The 18320-nt window shown below is 42.9% G+C and carries 12 protein-coding genes and 1 tRNA gene; 2 read left to right on the top strand and 11 right to left on the bottom strand.

What is annotated here, in order from left to right; translation table 11 throughout:
• The 5 genes from G337_RS26460 to purL form a co-directional block, all read right to left on the bottom strand.
• On the bottom strand, positions 1–257 hold a 257-nt coding region (locus tag G337_RS26460; RefSeq protein ID WP_211235818.1), incomplete at its 3' end, for a transposase domain-containing protein.
• A gap of 374 nt (positions 258–631) precedes the next feature.
• Positions 632–2110 (bottom strand): cardiolipin synthase, encoded by a 1479-nt coding sequence (cls, locus tag G337_RS0116765; protein ID WP_084605437.1) that lies wholly within the window; start codon positions 2108–2110, stop codon positions 632–634.
• A gap of 190 nt (positions 2111–2300) precedes the next feature.
• Positions 2301–4985, bottom strand: a complete 2685-nt coding sequence (locus G337_RS0116770) for a sensor domain-containing protein (RefSeq protein ID WP_028864930.1) — start codon at positions 4983–4985, stop codon at positions 2301–2303.
• A 291-nt stretch (positions 4986–5276) separates the two neighbouring features.
• A complete protein-coding gene (locus G337_RS0116775; protein WP_028864931.1) occupies positions 5277–7994 on the bottom strand; it encodes a sensor domain-containing protein in 2718 nt (905 codons plus the stop codon).
• Positions 7995–8109: 115 nt separating this feature from the next.
• A complete protein-coding gene (purL, locus tag G337_RS0116780) occupies positions 8110–12003 on the bottom strand; it encodes a phosphoribosylformylglycinamidine synthase (protein ID WP_028864932.1) in 3894 nt (1297 codons plus the stop codon).
• Between the two features lie 281 nt (positions 12004–12284).
• Between purL and mltF the strand changes: the two genes are divergently transcribed.
• Entirely contained in the window at positions 12285–14342 is a 2058-nt protein-coding gene (mltF, locus tag G337_RS26465; RefSeq protein WP_037027778.1) for a membrane-bound lytic murein transglycosylase MltF, read from the top strand.
• 74 nt (positions 14343–14416) lie between these two features.
• On the opposite strand, the gene G337_RS28920 is transcribed toward mltF, so the two are convergent.
• From G337_RS28920 to G337_RS0116810, 5 genes are all read right to left on the bottom strand, one after another.
• On the bottom strand, positions 14417–14587 hold the full coding sequence (locus tag G337_RS28920) for a hypothetical protein (RefSeq protein WP_169719635.1): 171 nt from the start codon (positions 14585–14587) through the stop codon (positions 14417–14419).
• Positions 14588–14606: 19 nt separating this feature from the next.
• Positions 14607–15152, bottom strand: a complete 546-nt coding sequence (gene tadA / locus G337_RS0116795) for a tRNA adenosine(34) deaminase TadA (RefSeq protein ID WP_028864933.1) — start codon at positions 15150–15152, stop codon at positions 14607–14609.
• Positions 15152–16024: a prepilin peptidase gene (locus G337_RS0116800; RefSeq protein WP_028864934.1), complete on the bottom strand. Its 873-nt coding sequence runs from the start codon at positions 16022–16024 to the stop codon at positions 15152–15154. Before G337_RS0116800 ends, tadA begins: the two co-directional genes overlap by 1 nt.
• 136 nt (positions 16025–16160) lie before the next feature.
• Positions 16161–16595, bottom strand: coding sequence for a nucleoside-diphosphate kinase (gene ndk / locus G337_RS0116805; RefSeq protein ID WP_028864935.1), 435 nt, complete (start codon positions 16593–16595; stop codon positions 16161–16163).
• Positions 16596–16605: 10 nt separating this feature from the next.
• Positions 16606–16950 carry a hypothetical protein gene (locus G337_RS0116810; RefSeq protein ID WP_157619351.1) on the bottom strand — a complete coding sequence of 115 codons (345 nt, stop codon included), beginning with the start codon at positions 16948–16950 and terminating at the stop codon, positions 16606–16608.
• Here G337_RS0116810 and G337_RS0116815 point away from each other — a divergent pair.
• On the top strand, positions 16940–17827 hold the full coding sequence (locus G337_RS0116815; RefSeq protein ID WP_245597671.1) for an endonuclease/exonuclease/phosphatase family protein: 888 nt from the start codon (positions 16940–16942) through the stop codon (positions 17825–17827). The two genes, G337_RS0116810 and G337_RS0116815, sit on opposite strands and share 11 nt — an antisense overlap.
• 414 nt (positions 17828–18241) lie before the next feature.
• Here the strand turns inward: G337_RS0116815 and G337_RS0116820 are convergent.
• Positions 18242–18317: transfer RNA gene (locus G337_RS0116820), tRNA-Gly, on the bottom strand.
• Positions 18318–18320: the final 3 nt, after the last annotated feature.

An 18320-nucleotide genomic window follows, 5' to 3' on the forward strand; every position in this document is an offset into this window, starting at 1 on the left:
ATTTCATCTGGATTGGTTTGCAGGGCAATATCCAAAGAACCACAAACTTCTTTAATAGAACGATTACGCATCAAGCCCATCATAATAATGAGCCACATAGCTTGCTCTGCGGGTAAGCGACGTCGTCGAATGCTGGCTTTTTGAGTGCTAAATAATGCTTCTTCGATCCATTTAGCATCAATAGCGGTCAATACGTTGTCATATGAATCTTTGTTTTCAAATGATTCATAAACTAATTCCATTTCTTGATTAAACAAAAAAAATCCCCAACCTTAAATAAGATTGAGGATTATGATCTATCTGCAAGATCGTTCAAGTTTTCTTAAACGATCGGCATTAGCTTAACCGCAGGCTTTTTTTTGTCTTAAATTCCTCACTAAACCACTCCAATTTATACACTTACAAACCTGAGCTGCTGTCTATCACTATTAAAGCTGCTTCCACTATCATAAAGCGTTGTTTGGAAACTTTTGACATCCATGCACCTTTTAAAGCAAACACCTGTTAAAGCGTAATAGAAGCCGTTTACGGGAATAATGGTCAAAGAGCACTTTGCTATTGATGATTTGAGGCACAGCGAAACCTGCTCCCTGCAGGAAGGGGAATTCTGCGGCTGGGTTTCAATAGATTATTACAGCAGAGGACTGAACAGATACACACAGCTCTCCAAGAGCTTCTTCGAATAACTGCGCGACTGCCAGTCTTCTAATTTTAAGCGCTGAGAGTTTGCTAAATACTGCATCTGCAGATTAAGTAGTTCGCTGGTGAAATAACGATTATCAACCAGCATGGTCATCTCGAAATTAAGCCAGAAACTGCGCCGGTCAAGATTAACCGTTCCTACCAGTGCTATTTTATCATCCACCACGATACTTTTACTATGCAGTAAACCGCCGTGAAATTTATAGATTTTAACTCCGGCACTAAGCAGCTCATCAAAAAACGCACGCGATGCATATTTGACCATAAAAGAGTTGTTTTTAGCGGGCAGAATAATCTTCACATCAACACCGCGTAAAGCGGCAACCGTTAATGCTTCATGCAGACTGTCATCGGGTACAAAATAAGGGGTGGTTAAAATCAGACTTTCCTTAGCCTCATAAATAGCGGTTAATAACACCTGATGAATGCTTGCTTTACCAAATTCCGGACCGGATGGAATAAGCTGCACATTCTGCTCTCCTTTCACGGCAAAACTTTTCTCAGATAGCTTCTCAAAAGACAGTTTAACATTTGTCTCTAAGTACCAGTCCCAGATAAACAGGCCCTGCATCAGCTGTACAATAGGGCCTTCACAGCGCACCATCATATCAACCCACTGTCCGAACCCCTGCCCTTTCTTAAAATAAGCCGGATCAACTAAGTTCATACTGCCCGTGTAGGCAAGCCGCTCATCGATACATACCAGCTTGCGGTGCAGACGCAGATCCTGACGCTGAAAAAGCAGACGAAGAGCACCAACGGGCAGCGCTTCAGCAACTTCAATGCCGGCATCACGCATTCTCTGCGGCTGTTCGGATTTAAAAAAATCATTGCTTCCCACTGAGTCCAGTAACACTTTACAGCTGACACCACGCTGTGAAGCGCGTATTAACGCCTCTACCACCTTATCTGCCAGCCCGCCTTCATAACAGATATAAAACATCAGATAACAGCTGTGCTGAGCCTGATCAATACATTCCTGCAGTTCAGTTAAAATAGCTTCCGTCGAAGATAATAGAGTCAGTTTATTACCTTTCATCATCGGCATGCTGGTATAAGATTCAACAAAGCGGCGCATTGACATAACCGAAGGTGAGGTTAACTCTTCAGATATTCGATTTTCCGTTACCTCGTTATACAGCCAGGACTGAAACAAACCGCTCATTTCTTCGCGGCGTTTCTGACGTTTTTTACCTAAATGCAGCTCACCAAAAATGAAATAACTGATCATGCCGAACAGAGGAAGTGCATAAATCAAAAACAACCAGGCAAGAGAAATACCTATCGGCTTACGTTTAATAACCACACGTAACGATGTAAGCAGTAACAAAGAGAAATATAAAAATGCAGACAGCACCACATACAGGGTACTGTCCTGCCAGGCCATATCGAGAGAGAAGAGATCCATAAGCTAATTCTTTTTGTAAAAACATCAGGTTAGATTATCTTATACGTAAAGCTGAAGAAGATACAGATTATGCAGCCGTTATCATTCAAGATACAGAAATCAGCAGATCACGAGGTGAACAGGCTTGAGGCGTGAAGGTGAAGAAAGAGAAGCGGGCGCGACGGCCCGCTTCATAATATTACAGCGGTGCTTATCTGCGTTTATTACAGCGCAGATAAAAAGTCGCTTCAGAGGCTTTCATGGGTCTATTCTGAATATGCTGAGAAGTTGAAAAAACCTCCTGCTGCGCGTTTTCAACAGCATCGCCAATGATGCTGAGACCTAATGTACGGGCAAAAGCGTTAACGGAATTTAACAGCGCATTACTCACTAAGTCCCCGGAACTGTTTCTAACATGCTGGTTTGGTATTTTAAGTTTTTCAACACCCAGCAGGTTAATTAAATCTATCACTGTGTTCGCTATACCAAAATTCGTAACCGTTAATGCAAAGCCCATCTTGCCAAGGTTCACCAGATTCGACTGAATATCTATTGAAGAGTGACGAAGAATAGACTTATCAACTTCAAGCTCAAGCCACAGCCCTGAGCAGCCGGTTTCTTTTAAAATTGTGTGAAGATCAGCAATAAAACTACTTTGTGATAATTGAGCCTTGGATATATTAACGGCAATACGCCCGAAATTAACTGCCGCCTTTTTCCAGGCCACGGCCTGCACCGCAGCCTGCCTGAGCATTTTCAAACCCAGCGGAATAACCAGGCCGCTCTCCTCCGCTAGAATTAAAAACTGCTCGGGAAGTACAATTCCCAGCTCAGGATGATTCCAGCGGGCTAAAGCTTCTACACCAGAAATCTGGCGTGTATTAAGATCGTACTGAGGCTGGTAATACAGTTCAAACTGATCCGACTCGAGTGCATTTTTTAACTGCTGCTCTAACTGCAGCTGCTGACTGGAGTAGCGGGTCAGTTCAGGTGTATAAAAGTGATACTGGGCACTCTTATCTTTTTTACCGCGCAGCATCGCTTGTTCTGCATTTTTAAGCAGGGTATCAACATCAATACCGTCATCGGGGGAAAGACTGATCCCTATGGTTACTGAAAGTTTCTCCTCAGTATTTTCAATTACAACAGGCTCATTAAACTGGCGCGCAATTTTCTGCGCTACCAGAGCGGCATCCTGTTCATTGGCAAGTTCATCAATGATGATAACAAATTCATTATCACCAAAACGCGCCACCGTATCTTTTGCAAATACACAGGACTTAAGTCGTCCGGCGGCGGCTTTTAACGCCTTGTCAGCCGCATGATGTCCATATTGGTCATTGATTTTTTTAAAGCCGTTAATATCAACCAAAAGCACCGCCATTGCAGTCTCTTTATGATCTGCACGGGTTATTGCATCTTCCAGGCGGGTAAACAGAGCAATACGGTTAAATAACCCGGTTAACGGATCATGCTTGGATAAAAACTGGATTTTTTCTTCAGCATTTCTGCTTTGACTTAAATCCGTAAAGGAATAAATATTATTGGTTATACCTTCACCAGCATGCTCAACAGTATAAATTTCCAGCCAGGCATAACGGGTATCGCCGTTTTTATCACTGTAAATGATATCTCCCTGCCAGCTTTTCTTCTCTTTTAATAAAGCTTCTATATGATCATAAAAAGATTCATCATAATGCTGCAGTGAAAAAGTACGGATATTTAACTGCAGTAATTCCGCTTCTGAAAAACCCGACATAGTTCGGCAGGCTTTATTGGCAGAAATAATATTACCGCGGCCGTCGGTTACAAAGATGCCGTCTTTACTATGCTCAAATACCGCATCAGCAATTTTCAAGCGTTTCTGCATTAGATGACCAGCTGTAATATTTCGACCTATACCGACCAGTCCCTGCACTTTACCGGCTTTATCCAGCAGCGGAACTTTTTTCATATCGATAAAATGGCGGACACCGTTTTGATAGGTAAGATATTCTTTACCGCGATAGATCTGCTTTGTGGTCATTACGTCCTGATCCTGCGCCTGGCACATTAAGGCCTGATCTAATTCAAAAAGCTGGTCATCTTTTTTCCCTAAAATATCCCGTTCAGGACAGCCGACAAATTTTTCAAATTCTTTATTACACCCCAGAAAGCGACTTTCCAGATCTTTAAAGAAAATCAGATCTGAAGACAGGTCTGCCGTGGCGCGCAGCATAACACGCTCTTTTTCTAATGAACGTTCTGCCTCATTGATTTCTGACATATCCAGGATTGTACCAATTTGAATTTCACCACAATCCATGGCCTCTTTGCGAAAAACCACCTCACGATGTATACCGCTTGCATCGGTATATTCACATTCAAAAAGGTGCACCTGTTTATCCGCAAATAATTTTTTATCTACTTCCTGCAGACCTGCCAGTAAATGTACAGGCAGTATCTCGGCCGCCGTCTTCCCTATAATCTGCTCAGTGGTCATACCCACCGCTTGTGCAAAAGATGTGTTGCAGGCTAAAAATACCCCCAGCCTGTTTTTATAATAAACAGGAATGCTGATACATTCTAAAGCTGCTTTAACCTGATCGCTAAGCAGCTCTTCGTTAACAGATGATGACTGCAGAGTTTTACCTGCATCATTCTCGGCCAGGTAAATGGTTTTCAACAGAGGAAAATCTTTTTCTATCTTATCTGACAGGGCCTTGCTGATCGGCGGCTCACAAATAAGATGGCTGTAATTTTTTTCAGCTAAGGCAGTCTGCAGTTCATTACAGTGGTTTAAACAACAGATATTATAACAAGGCTGGTTCGCGGCGGTATTAAATGAGTTAAGCATAGCTTCAACAAGTTTAATATTGTGCCCGATATATAAAACATTTTCGGCAGGTATAGACAAACTAAATTCCAATTATTCGTATAATTTACGTTTGCATCATAGCAATTAGTCAGCAATAGTAAAATACAAATAGATGACTCAATTTCTGCTAAGAGAAATTAAAACAGATGTCCAGCAAAGACCTGACAAGTACAGGGTTTTATATAAAGAACCATTATTAGGGAAGAGCCTATGGAAACGGCAGATAAACGCATAAGTGAAATTAATAGACGAAAACAGCACAGAAAAAGTAAATATTACTTTTTCTGTGCTGTTGTATTGAAATGACTGCGTATCACTTATTAAATTGTTTTATTTACGCTTATTACAGCGCAGATAAAAAGTCATTTCAGAGGTTTTCATCGGTTTGGCCTCGAAATGCCCCTGCCCTGAATCGATATTCTGAGCAGTTAAAAACGCCTCCTGCTCCGCGCTTTCTATACCTTCTCCAACCACATCAATCCCCAAGGCACGTGCTAAAACGATCACTGATTTAATCATAGCCTCGCCCGCTAAATGTCCGGGAACACCGTGAATAAACTGTTTTGATATTTTGAATTTCTCAATACGTAAATGATCTATTGAATACAAAACAGAGCGGTCCGCACCAAAACCATCAACGGTTAATGCAAAACCGACCTTGCTCAAATTAAGCAGATTTTCATGGATATTCACCGAGTCACTGCTGAACACCGACTCGCCGATTTCAAACTCCAGCCAGCGGTTTGAACAACCGGTATCTTTTAAAATAGTCTGAATATCAGCAATAAAGCTAAGCTGTTCCAGCTGAATCTCCGATAAATTAATAGCAATTCGGCCGAAATTAATCCCGGACTTAGACCAGATAACCGCCTGCTCAGCGGCCTTGCGGATCATCTGCAGACCGATAGGAACTAATAAACCGCTCTCTTCAACTAATATTAAGAAACTGTCGGGAAGCAGCAGGCCGTGCTGTGGATGTTTCCAGCGAAGTAAACTTTCTAATGCCACAATCTGACGTTTATTAAGATCATACTGCGGCTGGTAATAGAGCTCAAACTGCTGCTTGTGCAGGGCATTCTTAAGCTCGTCTTCTAATGCAAACTGCTGATTTGAATAACGGGTTAATTCAACAGTATAAAAGTGATAGGGCGCACTTTTATCATATTTAGCCCGCTGCATCGCTTTTTCTGCGTTACTCAGCAGCGTATCAACATCGACACCATCGTCAGGAAATATACTAATACCTATGGTTGCAGACAGTTTAACGGCAGCGTTATCAATCAGGAAGACACTGCTGAACTGCCGGGCAATTTTCTGGGCAACAATAGCGGCTCCCTGCTCATTAGTCAGTTCATCGATTAATAAAACAAACTCATCATCACCAAAGCGGGCAACGGTATCTTTTTCAAATACACAGGACTTAAGGCGTCTAGCAATCTCTTTAAGTACTCTGTCACCGGCATTATGCCCGTACTGATCGTTAATTGTTTTAAAACCATTAATATCAACCAGCACCACCGCCATGGCAATTTCTTTATGGCTGGAGCGGGCAATTGCATCTTCCAGGCGGGTAAACAGCGCAATACGGTTAAACAGGCCGGTTAACGGATCATGCTTAGAAAGGAACTGGGTTTTTTCTTCTACTTTTTTACACTGGCTTAAATCAGTAAAAGAATAAACGCGGTTTTCTCCTCCTTCGCCCGGGTGTTCAACGACATAAATCTCTAACCAGGCATAATAGGTATCGCCGTTTTTAATGCGGTAGGTAATGTCTCCCTGCCAGTTATTATTCAGCTGCAGTGCATCTTCTATCTGCTCATAAAAAAGTTGATCATGCTGCTCTGACGAGAATATATTAATATTCGCCTGTAACAGCTCAGTTCTTGAATAGCCGGATACACGACATGACGATTCATTGGCAGAGATAATATCGCCCCGTTCATCGGTAACGATTATGCTGTCTTTACTGTTTTCAAATACCACATTGGCAACTTTAAAGCGCTTCTGCATCATATACTGGGCTGTAATATCCCGGCCCATGCCGATCAGTCCCTGCACTTTGCCGTCTTTATCCTGCAGCGGTACTTTTTTCATCTCTATAAAATGGCGGACACCGTCTTTATAGGTAAGGTATTCTTTACCATGATGTATCTGCTTTGTGGTCATCACATCCTGATCCTGCGCCTGGCACATTAAAGCCTGGTCAAGCTCAAAAAGCTGATCATCTCTTTTACCTAAAATATCCCGTTCAGGACAGCCGACAAATCTTTCAAACTCTTTATTACAGCCCAGAAAACGGCTTTCAAGATCTTTAAAAAAAATAAGATCGGAAGACAGATCCGCGGTCGCTCTTAACCTCACCCGTTCTTTTTCAATTAAGCGTTTGGCGTTATTAAGCTCAGACATATCCAGTATGGTACCAACCTGAATTTCACCGCCCTCAATCGCCTCTTTTCTAAAAACCACCTCGCGGTGTATGCCGGCGGCATCCACATATTCACATTCGTAAAGATGTACCTGATTATCCTCAAATACTTTTTGATCTACTTGTTCTAAACCAGGTAAGAGGTGCGGGGGTAATATCTCTGCAGCTGTTTTTCCAATAATCTGTCCGCTAGTCATGCCTACAGCTTGTGCAAAATAGCTGTTACAGGCTAAAAACTCCCCCTGCTTATTCTTGTAATAGATAGGAATACGGATACAGTCCAGGGTGGCTTTAACTTCATCGGTTAGCAGTACTTTGATCACAGAGTCGGAGCGGCTTTTTTCCGCTGCCTGATACACGTCCTGAAGACCGGCCAGGTAGAATGTTTTTAATAACGGATAATCGGATGCGATTTTATCGGCAGCTGCTTTATCCATTTCCTGTTCACAAAGCAGATACTGATAGTTTTTTGCAGCTAATGCGCTATGAATTTCAGCACTGCTTGTTAAGTGCTGAATCTGACATTCAGATTTTGCAGAGACTTCTTTAAACATGTCCAGCATAACTTCAACAAGTTTAATATTTTTGCCAATGTATAAAACATTTTCGATACCTACAGACAAAAAAACCACCTTTTATTTACAATATGATCACAAAGCCAGTAAAATCAACGACTTAATCCTAGCACAAGAATTGAAAAAGGGGATTTAATATCCCCTTTTTATTTTCTGCTAAGTTTTAACCTAACTGTTTACGTACGTTTCTAAACATACGCATCCAGGGACTATCCTCTTTCCATTCTTCGGGATGCCAGGAGTTAGCTGCCGTCCTGAATACACGTTCAGGGTGAGGCATCATAATTGTAACACGCCCGTCCTGAGAAGTTAGCCCGGTAATACCATTCGGCGAACCATTCGGGTTAGCCGGGTACTGCTCGGTATTTTTACCATAGTTATTGATGAAACGTAAAGCAATTGAACCACTTGCTTCAATCGCGTCCAGATGCGCCTGATCTTTCACTTCAACACGGCCTTCACCATGTGAAACCGCAATCGGCATATATGAACCGGCCATATCATTTAAAAACAGTGAATTAGTTTTCTGCACTTCAACTAAACTAAAACGTGCTTCAAAACGTTCCGAGTTATTACGCACAAAACGAGGCCATAAATCAGCACCGGGAATAAGCTCATGCAGGTTTGACAGCATCTGACAGCCGTTACATACTCCTAAAGCAAAGGAGTTTTCACGCTCGAAGAAGCTCTGGAACTGCTCGCGCGCCTGCGCATTAAACAGAATGGACTTAGCCCAGCCTTCACCGGCGCCTAATACGTCACCGTAAGAGAAACCGCCGCATGCCGTTAAACCGGCAAAATCAGCTAACTGTACATCACCGGATAAAACATCACTCATATGCACATCAACCGCCGAGAAACCCGCACGGTTAAAGGCGGCCGCCATCTCCTGCTGAGAGTTAACTCCCTGCTCACGCAGAATTGCCATACGCGGTAAAACCCCCGTTGAAATATACGGAGCAGCCACGTCTTCATTGATATCAAAGGTTAGTTTTGTGCTTAAACCAGGATCTTTATCATCAGATTTAAGTTCAAACTCTTGTAATGCACAAGCCGGATTATCACGCAGCGACTGCATTTTCAGGGTTGTTTCAGCCCAGATACTGCGGAATTCACTGCGCGGTGCAACTAAAACATCATTACCGTCACGAGTAAATTCAACCTGGTCAGTTGTATTTAATGAACCAATCACTAGCGAGTTAGCAGCTAAACCATGGCCGGCCAGCGTATTTAATACCGCTTCTTTATCTTCAGCGCGTACCTGAATAACCGCACCAAGCTCTTCATTATAAAGAGCGGCAAAATCATCACTGCCCAGCTGGTCAATCTGCACCGTTACACCGCAATGTCCGGCAAAAGACATTTCTGTAATTGTAGAGAATAAACCGCCGTCACTACGATCATGGTAAGCCAGTAATTTCTGATCCGCGACTAGGGTCTGCACTGCATTAAAGAACCCCTGCAGTAAAGCCGGATCATCTACATCAGGTGTTGTATCACCCAGCTGTTTATAAACCTGCGCAAGTGATGAACCGCCAAGACGGTTCTGACCGTTACCTAAGTCAATAAGAATCAGATCTGTATTTCCCTGGTCGGTACGCAGCTGCGGCGTCACTGTATTGCGGATATCACGAACAGCACCAAATGCGGTAATAATCAGTGAAAGCGGCGAGGTAACTTCTTTATCCTCGTTCCCTTCCTGCCAGCGAGTCTTCATTGACATTGAATCTTTACCTACCGGAATAGTAAGTTCCAGCTCCGGACAAAGCTCTTCACCAACCGCTTTAACTGCTTCATATAAACCAGCATCTTCACCAGGATGTCCCGTTGCCGACATCCAGTTTGCAGAAAGTTTAATGCGTTTGAAATCACCAATATCCGAACAGGCAATATTTGTAATTGACTCAGCTACAGCCAGACGTGCTGATGCGCCGAAGTTAAGCAGTGCAACAGGTGTACGTTCACCCAGCGCCATCGACTCACCAAAATAAGTATCGTAACTGGCGGCTGTAACCGCACAGTCAGCGACCGGAACCTGCCAGGGACCAACCATCTGATCGCGTGCCACTAAGCCGGTTACCGTACGGTCACCGATAGTGATCAGGAAGGTTTTTTCTGCAATTGACGGTAAACGCAGCAGACGCTCAGCAGCATCTTTAATACTGGCACCAGAAAGATCTAAAGGTTTGCCCAGCGCTTTTTGTGATTTAACATCACGATGCATTTTCGGTGCTTTACCTAACAGCACCTCAAGAGGCATATCGATAGGGTTATTATCAAACTCGTCATCATGAAGGGTCAGCTGCAGCTCTTCAGTCGCTTCACCAATAACCGCATACTGTGCACGTTCGCGTTTACAAATCGCTTCAAAAGCCGCCAGGTTTTCCGGCTTAACCGCCATAACATAACGTTCTTGAGATTCATTACACCAGATTTCATGCGGTGCCATGCTTTTCTCATCGTTTGGAATCGCACGCAGCTCAAACTTACCGCCGCGGCCGCCGTCATCAACTAATTCAGGCATAGCGTTGGAAAGACCACCCGCGCCTACATCATGAATAAACTGGATCGGGTTGTCTTCGCCCATCTGCCAGCAGCGGTCGATCACTTCCTGACAGCGGCGTTCCATTTCCGGATTTTCACGCTGTACTGAAGCAAAATCCAGATTTTCACAGGAAGCACCTGAGTCCATTGACGAGGCAGCGCCGCCGCCTAAACCGATATTCATGGCCGGACCGCCTAGTACAATCAGTTTAGCGCCGACGGGAATATCTTTTTTCTGTACATGCTCACGGCGGATATTACCCAGACCGCCGGCTAACATAATAGGTTTATGGTAGCCGCGGATCTCTTCACCGTTATGGCTGTCTACTTTTTCTTCATAAGTACGGAAATAACCAAGGATATTCGGACGACCGAATTCGTTATTAAAAGCAGCGCCGCCGAGCGGGGCTTCCAGCATAATATCTAATGCTGAAACAATACGGTCTGGTTTACCAAAATCCGTCTCCCAGGGCTGCTCGAATGACGGGATACGTAAATTAGATACAGAAAAACCAACTAAACCCGCTTTAGGTTTAGAACCGATACCAGTTGCGCCTTCATCACGGATTTCACCACCGGAACCGGTGGAAGCACCGGGGAACGGCGAAATTGCTGTCGGGTGGTTATGGGTCTCCACTTTCATTAAGATATCGATATCTTCATGGTGGTAGCCGTATTCACGCTCATCAACACTAGGGAAGAAACGCCCTGCCTGATAACCTTCCATCACAGCAGCATTGTCTTTATATGCAGATAAAACAAATTCGGGGTGTTTTTCGTGGGTATTACGGATCATTTTAAACAGTGATTTCGGTTGTTTCTCACCATCAATGGTCCAGTCGGCATTAAAGATTTTATGACGACAATGCTCTGAGTTTGCCTGAGCAAACATCATCAACTCGATATCGTTAGGATTACGTCCCAGGTTATTAAAGCTTTCTAACAGGTAGTCAATTTCATCATCAGCAAGTGCTAAACCTAAACTTACGTTGGCGGCTTCAAGTGCACTGCGTCCTCTGCTCAAGATATCAACACTGGTCATTTCACCAGGAATACCCTGTGCAAATAGTTTCTGCGCATCATCAAGAGAGGTAAATACTACCTCCATCATGCGGTCATGTAACAGATCAGCCAGCTCCTTGTGCTGCTCTGCTGATAATTCCGTTGTTGTTTCAACGTAATAAGCAATACCACGTTCTAAACGCTTAACTTTTGTCAAACCACAGTTATGGGCGATATCCGACGATTTGGAAGACCATGGTGAAATAGTCCCAGGACGAGGAGTCACAAATAATAATGATCCGACGGGATCATGCTCTGCAATTTTAGGTCCGTAAGTGAGTAGTTTTTGTAGTACAGCTTGCTCTTGGTCATTTAAAGCATCAGTTAAATCTGCCGCATGCATATATTCTGCATATATCTGCGATACAGGTAGATTTAAGGCTTCACAGTTTTTTAATAACTGATTAACACGAAATGTCGATAAGGCTGGTGCCCCACGCAAAATTTCCATAGGTTATTTCTCTCGTTAGATAGATAAATGAACTTGGGTAACGTCAATTACACGGATAAATAACTAATTATTCAAGGTGACAACCTGCTAATAGAAGTGCCTTTAAATAATCACTTATTTGATATAACTGCTATTAGCTGGCTATTATATGCAAAAAGCATTTTTTATTATATAGAAACACTCTATAGTCGAAGGCTAATTGATATTTAATATGATAAATTCACAAAACCCGGATGAAACAGTGAACAGTTTCATCTAATAATTCTGATATGGACTCTGTTATGCCACTTAAAAAAATCAAGCAGTTAACGGCTTGGCTTTTTGTAAGCTTCGCTCTTTTATTAGTGAGCGCCTGTAATCCTTTTTCCCACACCAGCAGCTTAGAAAGAATTCAAATGCGTGGTGATATTATTATGGGAACGATTAATAGTTCATTAACCTACAGTTATGACGGCTCTGTTTACAGCGGATTTGACTATGAGCTTGGCAAACAGTTTGCCTCTTACCTCAATGTGAATTTTCGTATCAAAGAATACAATACGCTTAAAGAGCTGTTTGATGCACTGGATAACAACAAGATTGATTTTGTCGGCTCAGGACTGACATTAACCCCTAAACGTTCACAAAAATACCGCAGCTCTCCGCCCTATTACCATGTTTCACAAAAAGTGGTTTATCACAAAGGGACTTACCGTCCGCGTAAAATTATGGATGTTAATGCGCCGATAAGCGTACTTAAAGACAGCAGCCATGAAGAAACATTAGACAGCATAATAGGTGAAGTACCAGAGCTGGATATTCAGATTTTAGAAAATGAAGATCAGGAAACGCTGCTGCGTAAAGTGGCCGACAAGGAGATTACCTTTGCTATTGTTGACAGTTCAACGCTGGCTCAGAAGCAGCGCTATTATCCGGTACTGGCTGAAGCCTTTACCATATCAGATAAACTGCCGGTAGCCTGGCTGATTAAGCGCGATCAGGACGACAGTGTTTATTCTGCAATTATTGAATTTATCGGCGGTAAATATCAGGATCAAAGTATAGCAAAACTTGAAGAGAAATATTTCGGGCATGTGCAGCATTTTGATTTTGTCGATACCCGCACTTTCTTAAAACGTATTAACAAAAAATTACCCAAATACGAAAATTTATTTAAAAACAATGCGACGCCTGAAGTAAACTGGCTGCTGCTGGCGGCCGTCAGTTATCAGGAGTCACACTGGAATCCGAATGCAAAATCTCCGACCGGCGTACGCGGCATGATGATGCTGACTCTGGATACTGCAGATTACGTCGGTATAGAAAACCGCCTGGATCCCGAACAAAGTATTAAAGGCGGCGCAAAATATTTATCGCAGTTAATTAAACGCCTTCCTGACAGCATTCCCGATGATGAAAAAGTATGGTTTGCCTTAGCCAGTTACAATATCGGTTACGGGCATTTAATGGACGCAAGACGTATTACAGCAATGAAAAAACAGAACCCCGATGCCTGGTCAGATGTTAAAGATAACCTGCCCCTGCTGCATCAAAAGCAGTGGTATAAAAAGACCCGTTACGGTTACGCCCGCGGGCAGGAAGCTCAGACCTATGTAAACAATATCCGTCAGTATTTAAAAACACTCACCTGGTCGGCAGCCGAAAAAGAAAAGGCAGAAGCGGCCGCCAAAGCGATACAGGATGCAAAAGATAAAGCTTTAGCAAAAGAAAAAGCACTTCAAGATGCTAAAGATAAAGCGGAAGCCGAAAAAATAGCCCTGCAGAAAGCCTTAGCTGAACAGCGTGCTTTAGAGGAAGAAAACAACAAACCACTGGCAAGACAAAGGGCATTAAAAAGAGCTGAGCAGGAAATCAAACTTAAAGAAAAAACACTGCGCAAAGCTCAAAAAGACAGTGAAGCTAAAGAAAAGGCCCTGCACCAGGCCGAGAAAGAAATTCTCGCGATGGAAAAAGCACTGCAGCAGGCACAGGAAAAAACCTTAGCCGGACAGCAGGCGTTAAAATTAGCCCAGGAGCAGACACTTGCCAGGGAACAGGCTCTGAAAATTGCTCAGGATGAAGCATTAGCAGAGCAGACAAGACTGCAGTATGCTAAAGAGAAAAGCTTGAATAAAGAAAACATTTTACTAAAAGCGGCCAATGAAGCCGAAGCGGAACAGGCGGCTTTAGTACAGACAAAGGAGCAGGCGCAGGCTGAACTCAAGAACTACCAGACAGCAAAAGATAAAGCATTGGCCGCACTGCAGGTTTCTCTGAAAGCTAAAGATGACGCGGAAACGGAACGGCAGAAGCTGCTGAAAGCGATAGAGTTAGATATAGAGAAAGAAAAAGAAAAATAAAGTAGGCGGGTAACATACTCTGCGCATTACGACAGCGCAGAGTATCAACAGGATCGAATTAATGAAGCGTTCAATCAGTCTTTTTTCTCGATGCTAACCGACAGCTCTTTACTTGAACCGGCAAACCATTTCTGCACATATATACTGCCGACAACAGGCGCCTGTCCAGGCTCAGGAACTTCTTTGTAACGCACACTGTTTTTAGTTTCTTTCTCGAATGCAAAAGTAATTGTTTTTTTAGTCATAATTGGCTCTGTTTTAAGGTTAAGAATTTGCAGCTAAAGAGTCAGCAAGCAGCTGCTTTTTTAATGCTTTTTTCTCTTTACGGCGGCGCTTAAAGAAATCGCTTATTTTTGCAGCACAGCGCTCGGCAAAAATACCGGAAGTCACTTCAATCTGATGATTTAACCTGTCACTGCGCACCAGATCAAAAACAGATCCGGCCGCCCCGGTTTTATAATCCCCGGCACCGTAAACAAGCCGTTTAATACGCGCATGGACTAGCGCCCCGGCACACATAGGGCAAGGCTCAAGGGTGACATATAAGGTACAGTCAATTAAGCGGTAATTCTGTACCACTTTACCCGCTTCTCGAATTGCCATAATTTCAGCATGCGCACAGGCATCGTGACTAATAATCGACAAATTCCAGCCTTCAGCAACAACCCGGTCATTTTTAACTAACACCGCCCCTACCGGAATCTCACCAGATAATTCCGCTTTATCAGCAAGAGACAAGGCATAATTCATCCACTTTTCATCAATAGACAGCTGGGTATCTACTGCTTTATGCTGTGCTTCATTATTCATTAAAGCACCAGATTATAATACATTTCCGTCACGGCCTGACCGTAAACCAGGTAAACCCAGCCGGCAATAGCAAGGTAAGGACCAAAGGGTATCGGCCGGCTTTTTTTATCTTTTGATGCTAAAAGCACTGCAATGCCGATAATCGCGCCGGCAAATGATGAAATAAGAATAATCAAAGGCAGTGCCTGCCAGCCGAACCAGGCCCCTAAGGCGGCTAAAAGTTTAAAATCACCATAACCCATCCCCTCTTTCCCGGTCAACAGCTTAAAGCCCCAGTACACAGACCACAGACTTAAATAACCAAAAACAGCCCCTAATACAGCATCAGTTAACCCCGTAAAGGTACCTGAAATATTAATCAGTAAACCCAGCCACAGAAGCGGCAGAGTTAACTGATCCGGCAGCAGCATAGTATCAAAGTCAATAAAGGTCAGGCTGATTAAAACCCATGTAAAAATTAATCCGAAGACCAGAGGCCAGCCGAATGGAAGAAGGTAAGCGGCCACTAACGACATTAAACCAGTCAATAGCTCAATACACGGGTAACGCTTACTAATTTTACAGGAGCAGTGCTTACAGCGCCCTTTCTGCAGCAGCCAGCTGATAAGCGGAATATTTTCTGTGGAGCCGATTAAATGATTACACTGCGGGCAGCGTGAACGGGGAACAACTAAATTAAAAACATCATCTGCGCTTTTAATATTAGCCTCAGGGAAACACTCCGCACATTCAGCTTTCCAGGCACGCTCCATTATTACCGGCAAACGAAAAATAACCACATTTAAAAAAGACCCAACTAACAGCCCTAAAATAATAGTAGTGCCGTAAAGTAAAGCAGGAACCTGCTCCATCAACATTAAAAATTCGCTCATATTATCCCTAAATTATAAATACGCTAAAGCCGTTACTTTAAAAGCTTGTGGAAATGTACATTATCGGTACTGCGATCAGACCAAAATAAAACGAGGCAGCAGGTACTGAGTTTTATTTTGGCGTATTATAAAGGATTTAAGCTTCTATTGGCGGGCAAATTTCGTCATCAGAAAAAAAGTAAGCTATTTCGCGGGATGCTGACACTGGACTGTCAGAGCCGTGTACTGCATTATGCTGCTTAGAGGCGGCAAAATCGGCACGAATCGTACCAGCAGCGGCTTGAGTCGGATCGGTTTTTCCTATTACCTCCCGGTAATGAATGATTGCATTTTCGGCCTGTAAGACCTGAACCATAATCGGCCCCGAAGTCATAAACTCAACTAAGGACTCAAAAAATTCTTTGCCCTGATGCTCAGCATAAAAGCCTTCAGCCTGCTCTTTAGTAAGCTGCAGCATTTTAACCGCAACAGGTGTTAAACCGGCTTTTTCAAATCGCGCTAAAATAGTACCAGTTAAGTGCTTACGGACTGCATCAGGTTTAATAATTGAAAGTGTTCTTTCTAATGGCATAATTCAAGACTTAAATATGATTAATCGGATCAACAATATAACCCAGATAATTGACCTTCATCAATAATAATATAATTTGGACCTGTTTATCTTTGAAGTTTGTCCCTGTTGAGCCTGAAAGTTCCTCAATCAAGGCGCGAAGAGTAAGATTTAGTTGTTCTAAATGAGCGGTGAGCAGCGCAGAGTGAGGGATTTTCAGACTCAACCCGAAGGGCTGGGCAATTTTACACTCAACTGCGTTGTCAGTCATTAATGTAGAGTAACTACACTGCATGACTTCTGCCTTGCGGCGCATAAAAAAAGCCTCCAGCAGGAGCAAATAGCAAAGATAAATAGGCCCTAAAATGAAATCCAATATCATATTTCCAGTAAGCATAACCTTTATAAAATCCTGTCTGATAATTCTTATACTTCTGTTTGCTATTCAGGGCAGTGCGGATAGTTTTTTCCCTGAATCACCTGCACAGCTTACTGTTTTTGATAATAATCAGCAGTTTTACCACTCAGCTTGCCCTGAACTATCCAGCGTCAGGCAACCTGTAGGCATCGAGCGCCAGATCAGCTTTCCTTTCACACTGCTAAACTGGAATATTTATAAGCAGCAGAATAAAAACTGGCGTTCGAGACTTCAGGAATGGAGTGCAAAAGCAGATTTATTTACCCTGCAGGAGGTCAAGCATTCTATACAGTTAAAGGAGTTCAGCCGGGCTAATCAACTGTTTTACCTGCACAATTATGCGTTCAAATATGCAGGTTTTGTTTATGGCGTTAATACCTTAAGTAAATTTCCTGCCACGCAGGTCTGCGCCACCCGCTACAGTGAACCCTGGATAATAGTGCCAAAGACGGGGTTAGCGGCAACTTACTCGCTGGCAAACAGTAATCAAACTCTGCTGGTGATTAATTTACACGGGGTGAACTTTACCTTTACTTCACAGCCGCTGAAAGATCAGTTACAGCCTTATCTAAGCTTAATCAAACAACATAACGGACCGATTCTATTTAGCGGGGATTTTAATACCTGGACGGATGCCCGCTTAGATGACGTTGAACAGGCATTAATTAAGTCAGGATTTAAAGAAACATTATTCCATAAGGATCAACGAACCAGTGTCTTCGGCCTGCCGTTAGACCATGTCTATTACCGCGGATTAAAAGTCATTAATTCTGAAAGCATTTCAACGGAAGCATCGGATCATAACCCGCAATTGGTGACATTTGATATTGAGTAAAAAGGCAGGACTAGTTTTACATGAACATTTTCTGTCAAGGTTAGATGCAGGATGCTGTAGATTGATATTTTATTTTAAGGGAATTTGGAGCCTTTCTTTAAGATAAAGAGTAGATACTCGAACTCGTGACCTGGAAATTATGATCAGATCACTATCTATCAATATAGAGTAAAGTTTTTAGATACAGAAATGCTGCGCGTGATTATTTTATTTAACAGGGAATTAAAATAGGGATGTAAGTTTGGAGCCTTTCTTTAAGGTAAACAATCGAGACTCAAACTCATGACCCCGACTATTATGGTCAAGGTCGTATTCTACCAACTGAGCTAAAAAATATAATAAAAATTAAATACAATAGTGCTAGATGGTCTTTATAATTTTTTAGGGGGATTTTTATTAGACAGGAAGTGAATTTGGAGCGGTACACGAGACTCGAACTCGTGACCCCGACCTTGGCAAGGTCGTGCTCTACCAACTGAGCTAGTACCGCATC

Source organism: Psychromonas aquimarina ATCC BAA-1526, assembly GCF_000428725.1.
In the GTDB taxonomy this organism is placed as follows: Bacteria; Pseudomonadota; Gammaproteobacteria; order Enterobacterales; family Psychromonadaceae; genus Psychromonas; species Psychromonas aquimarina.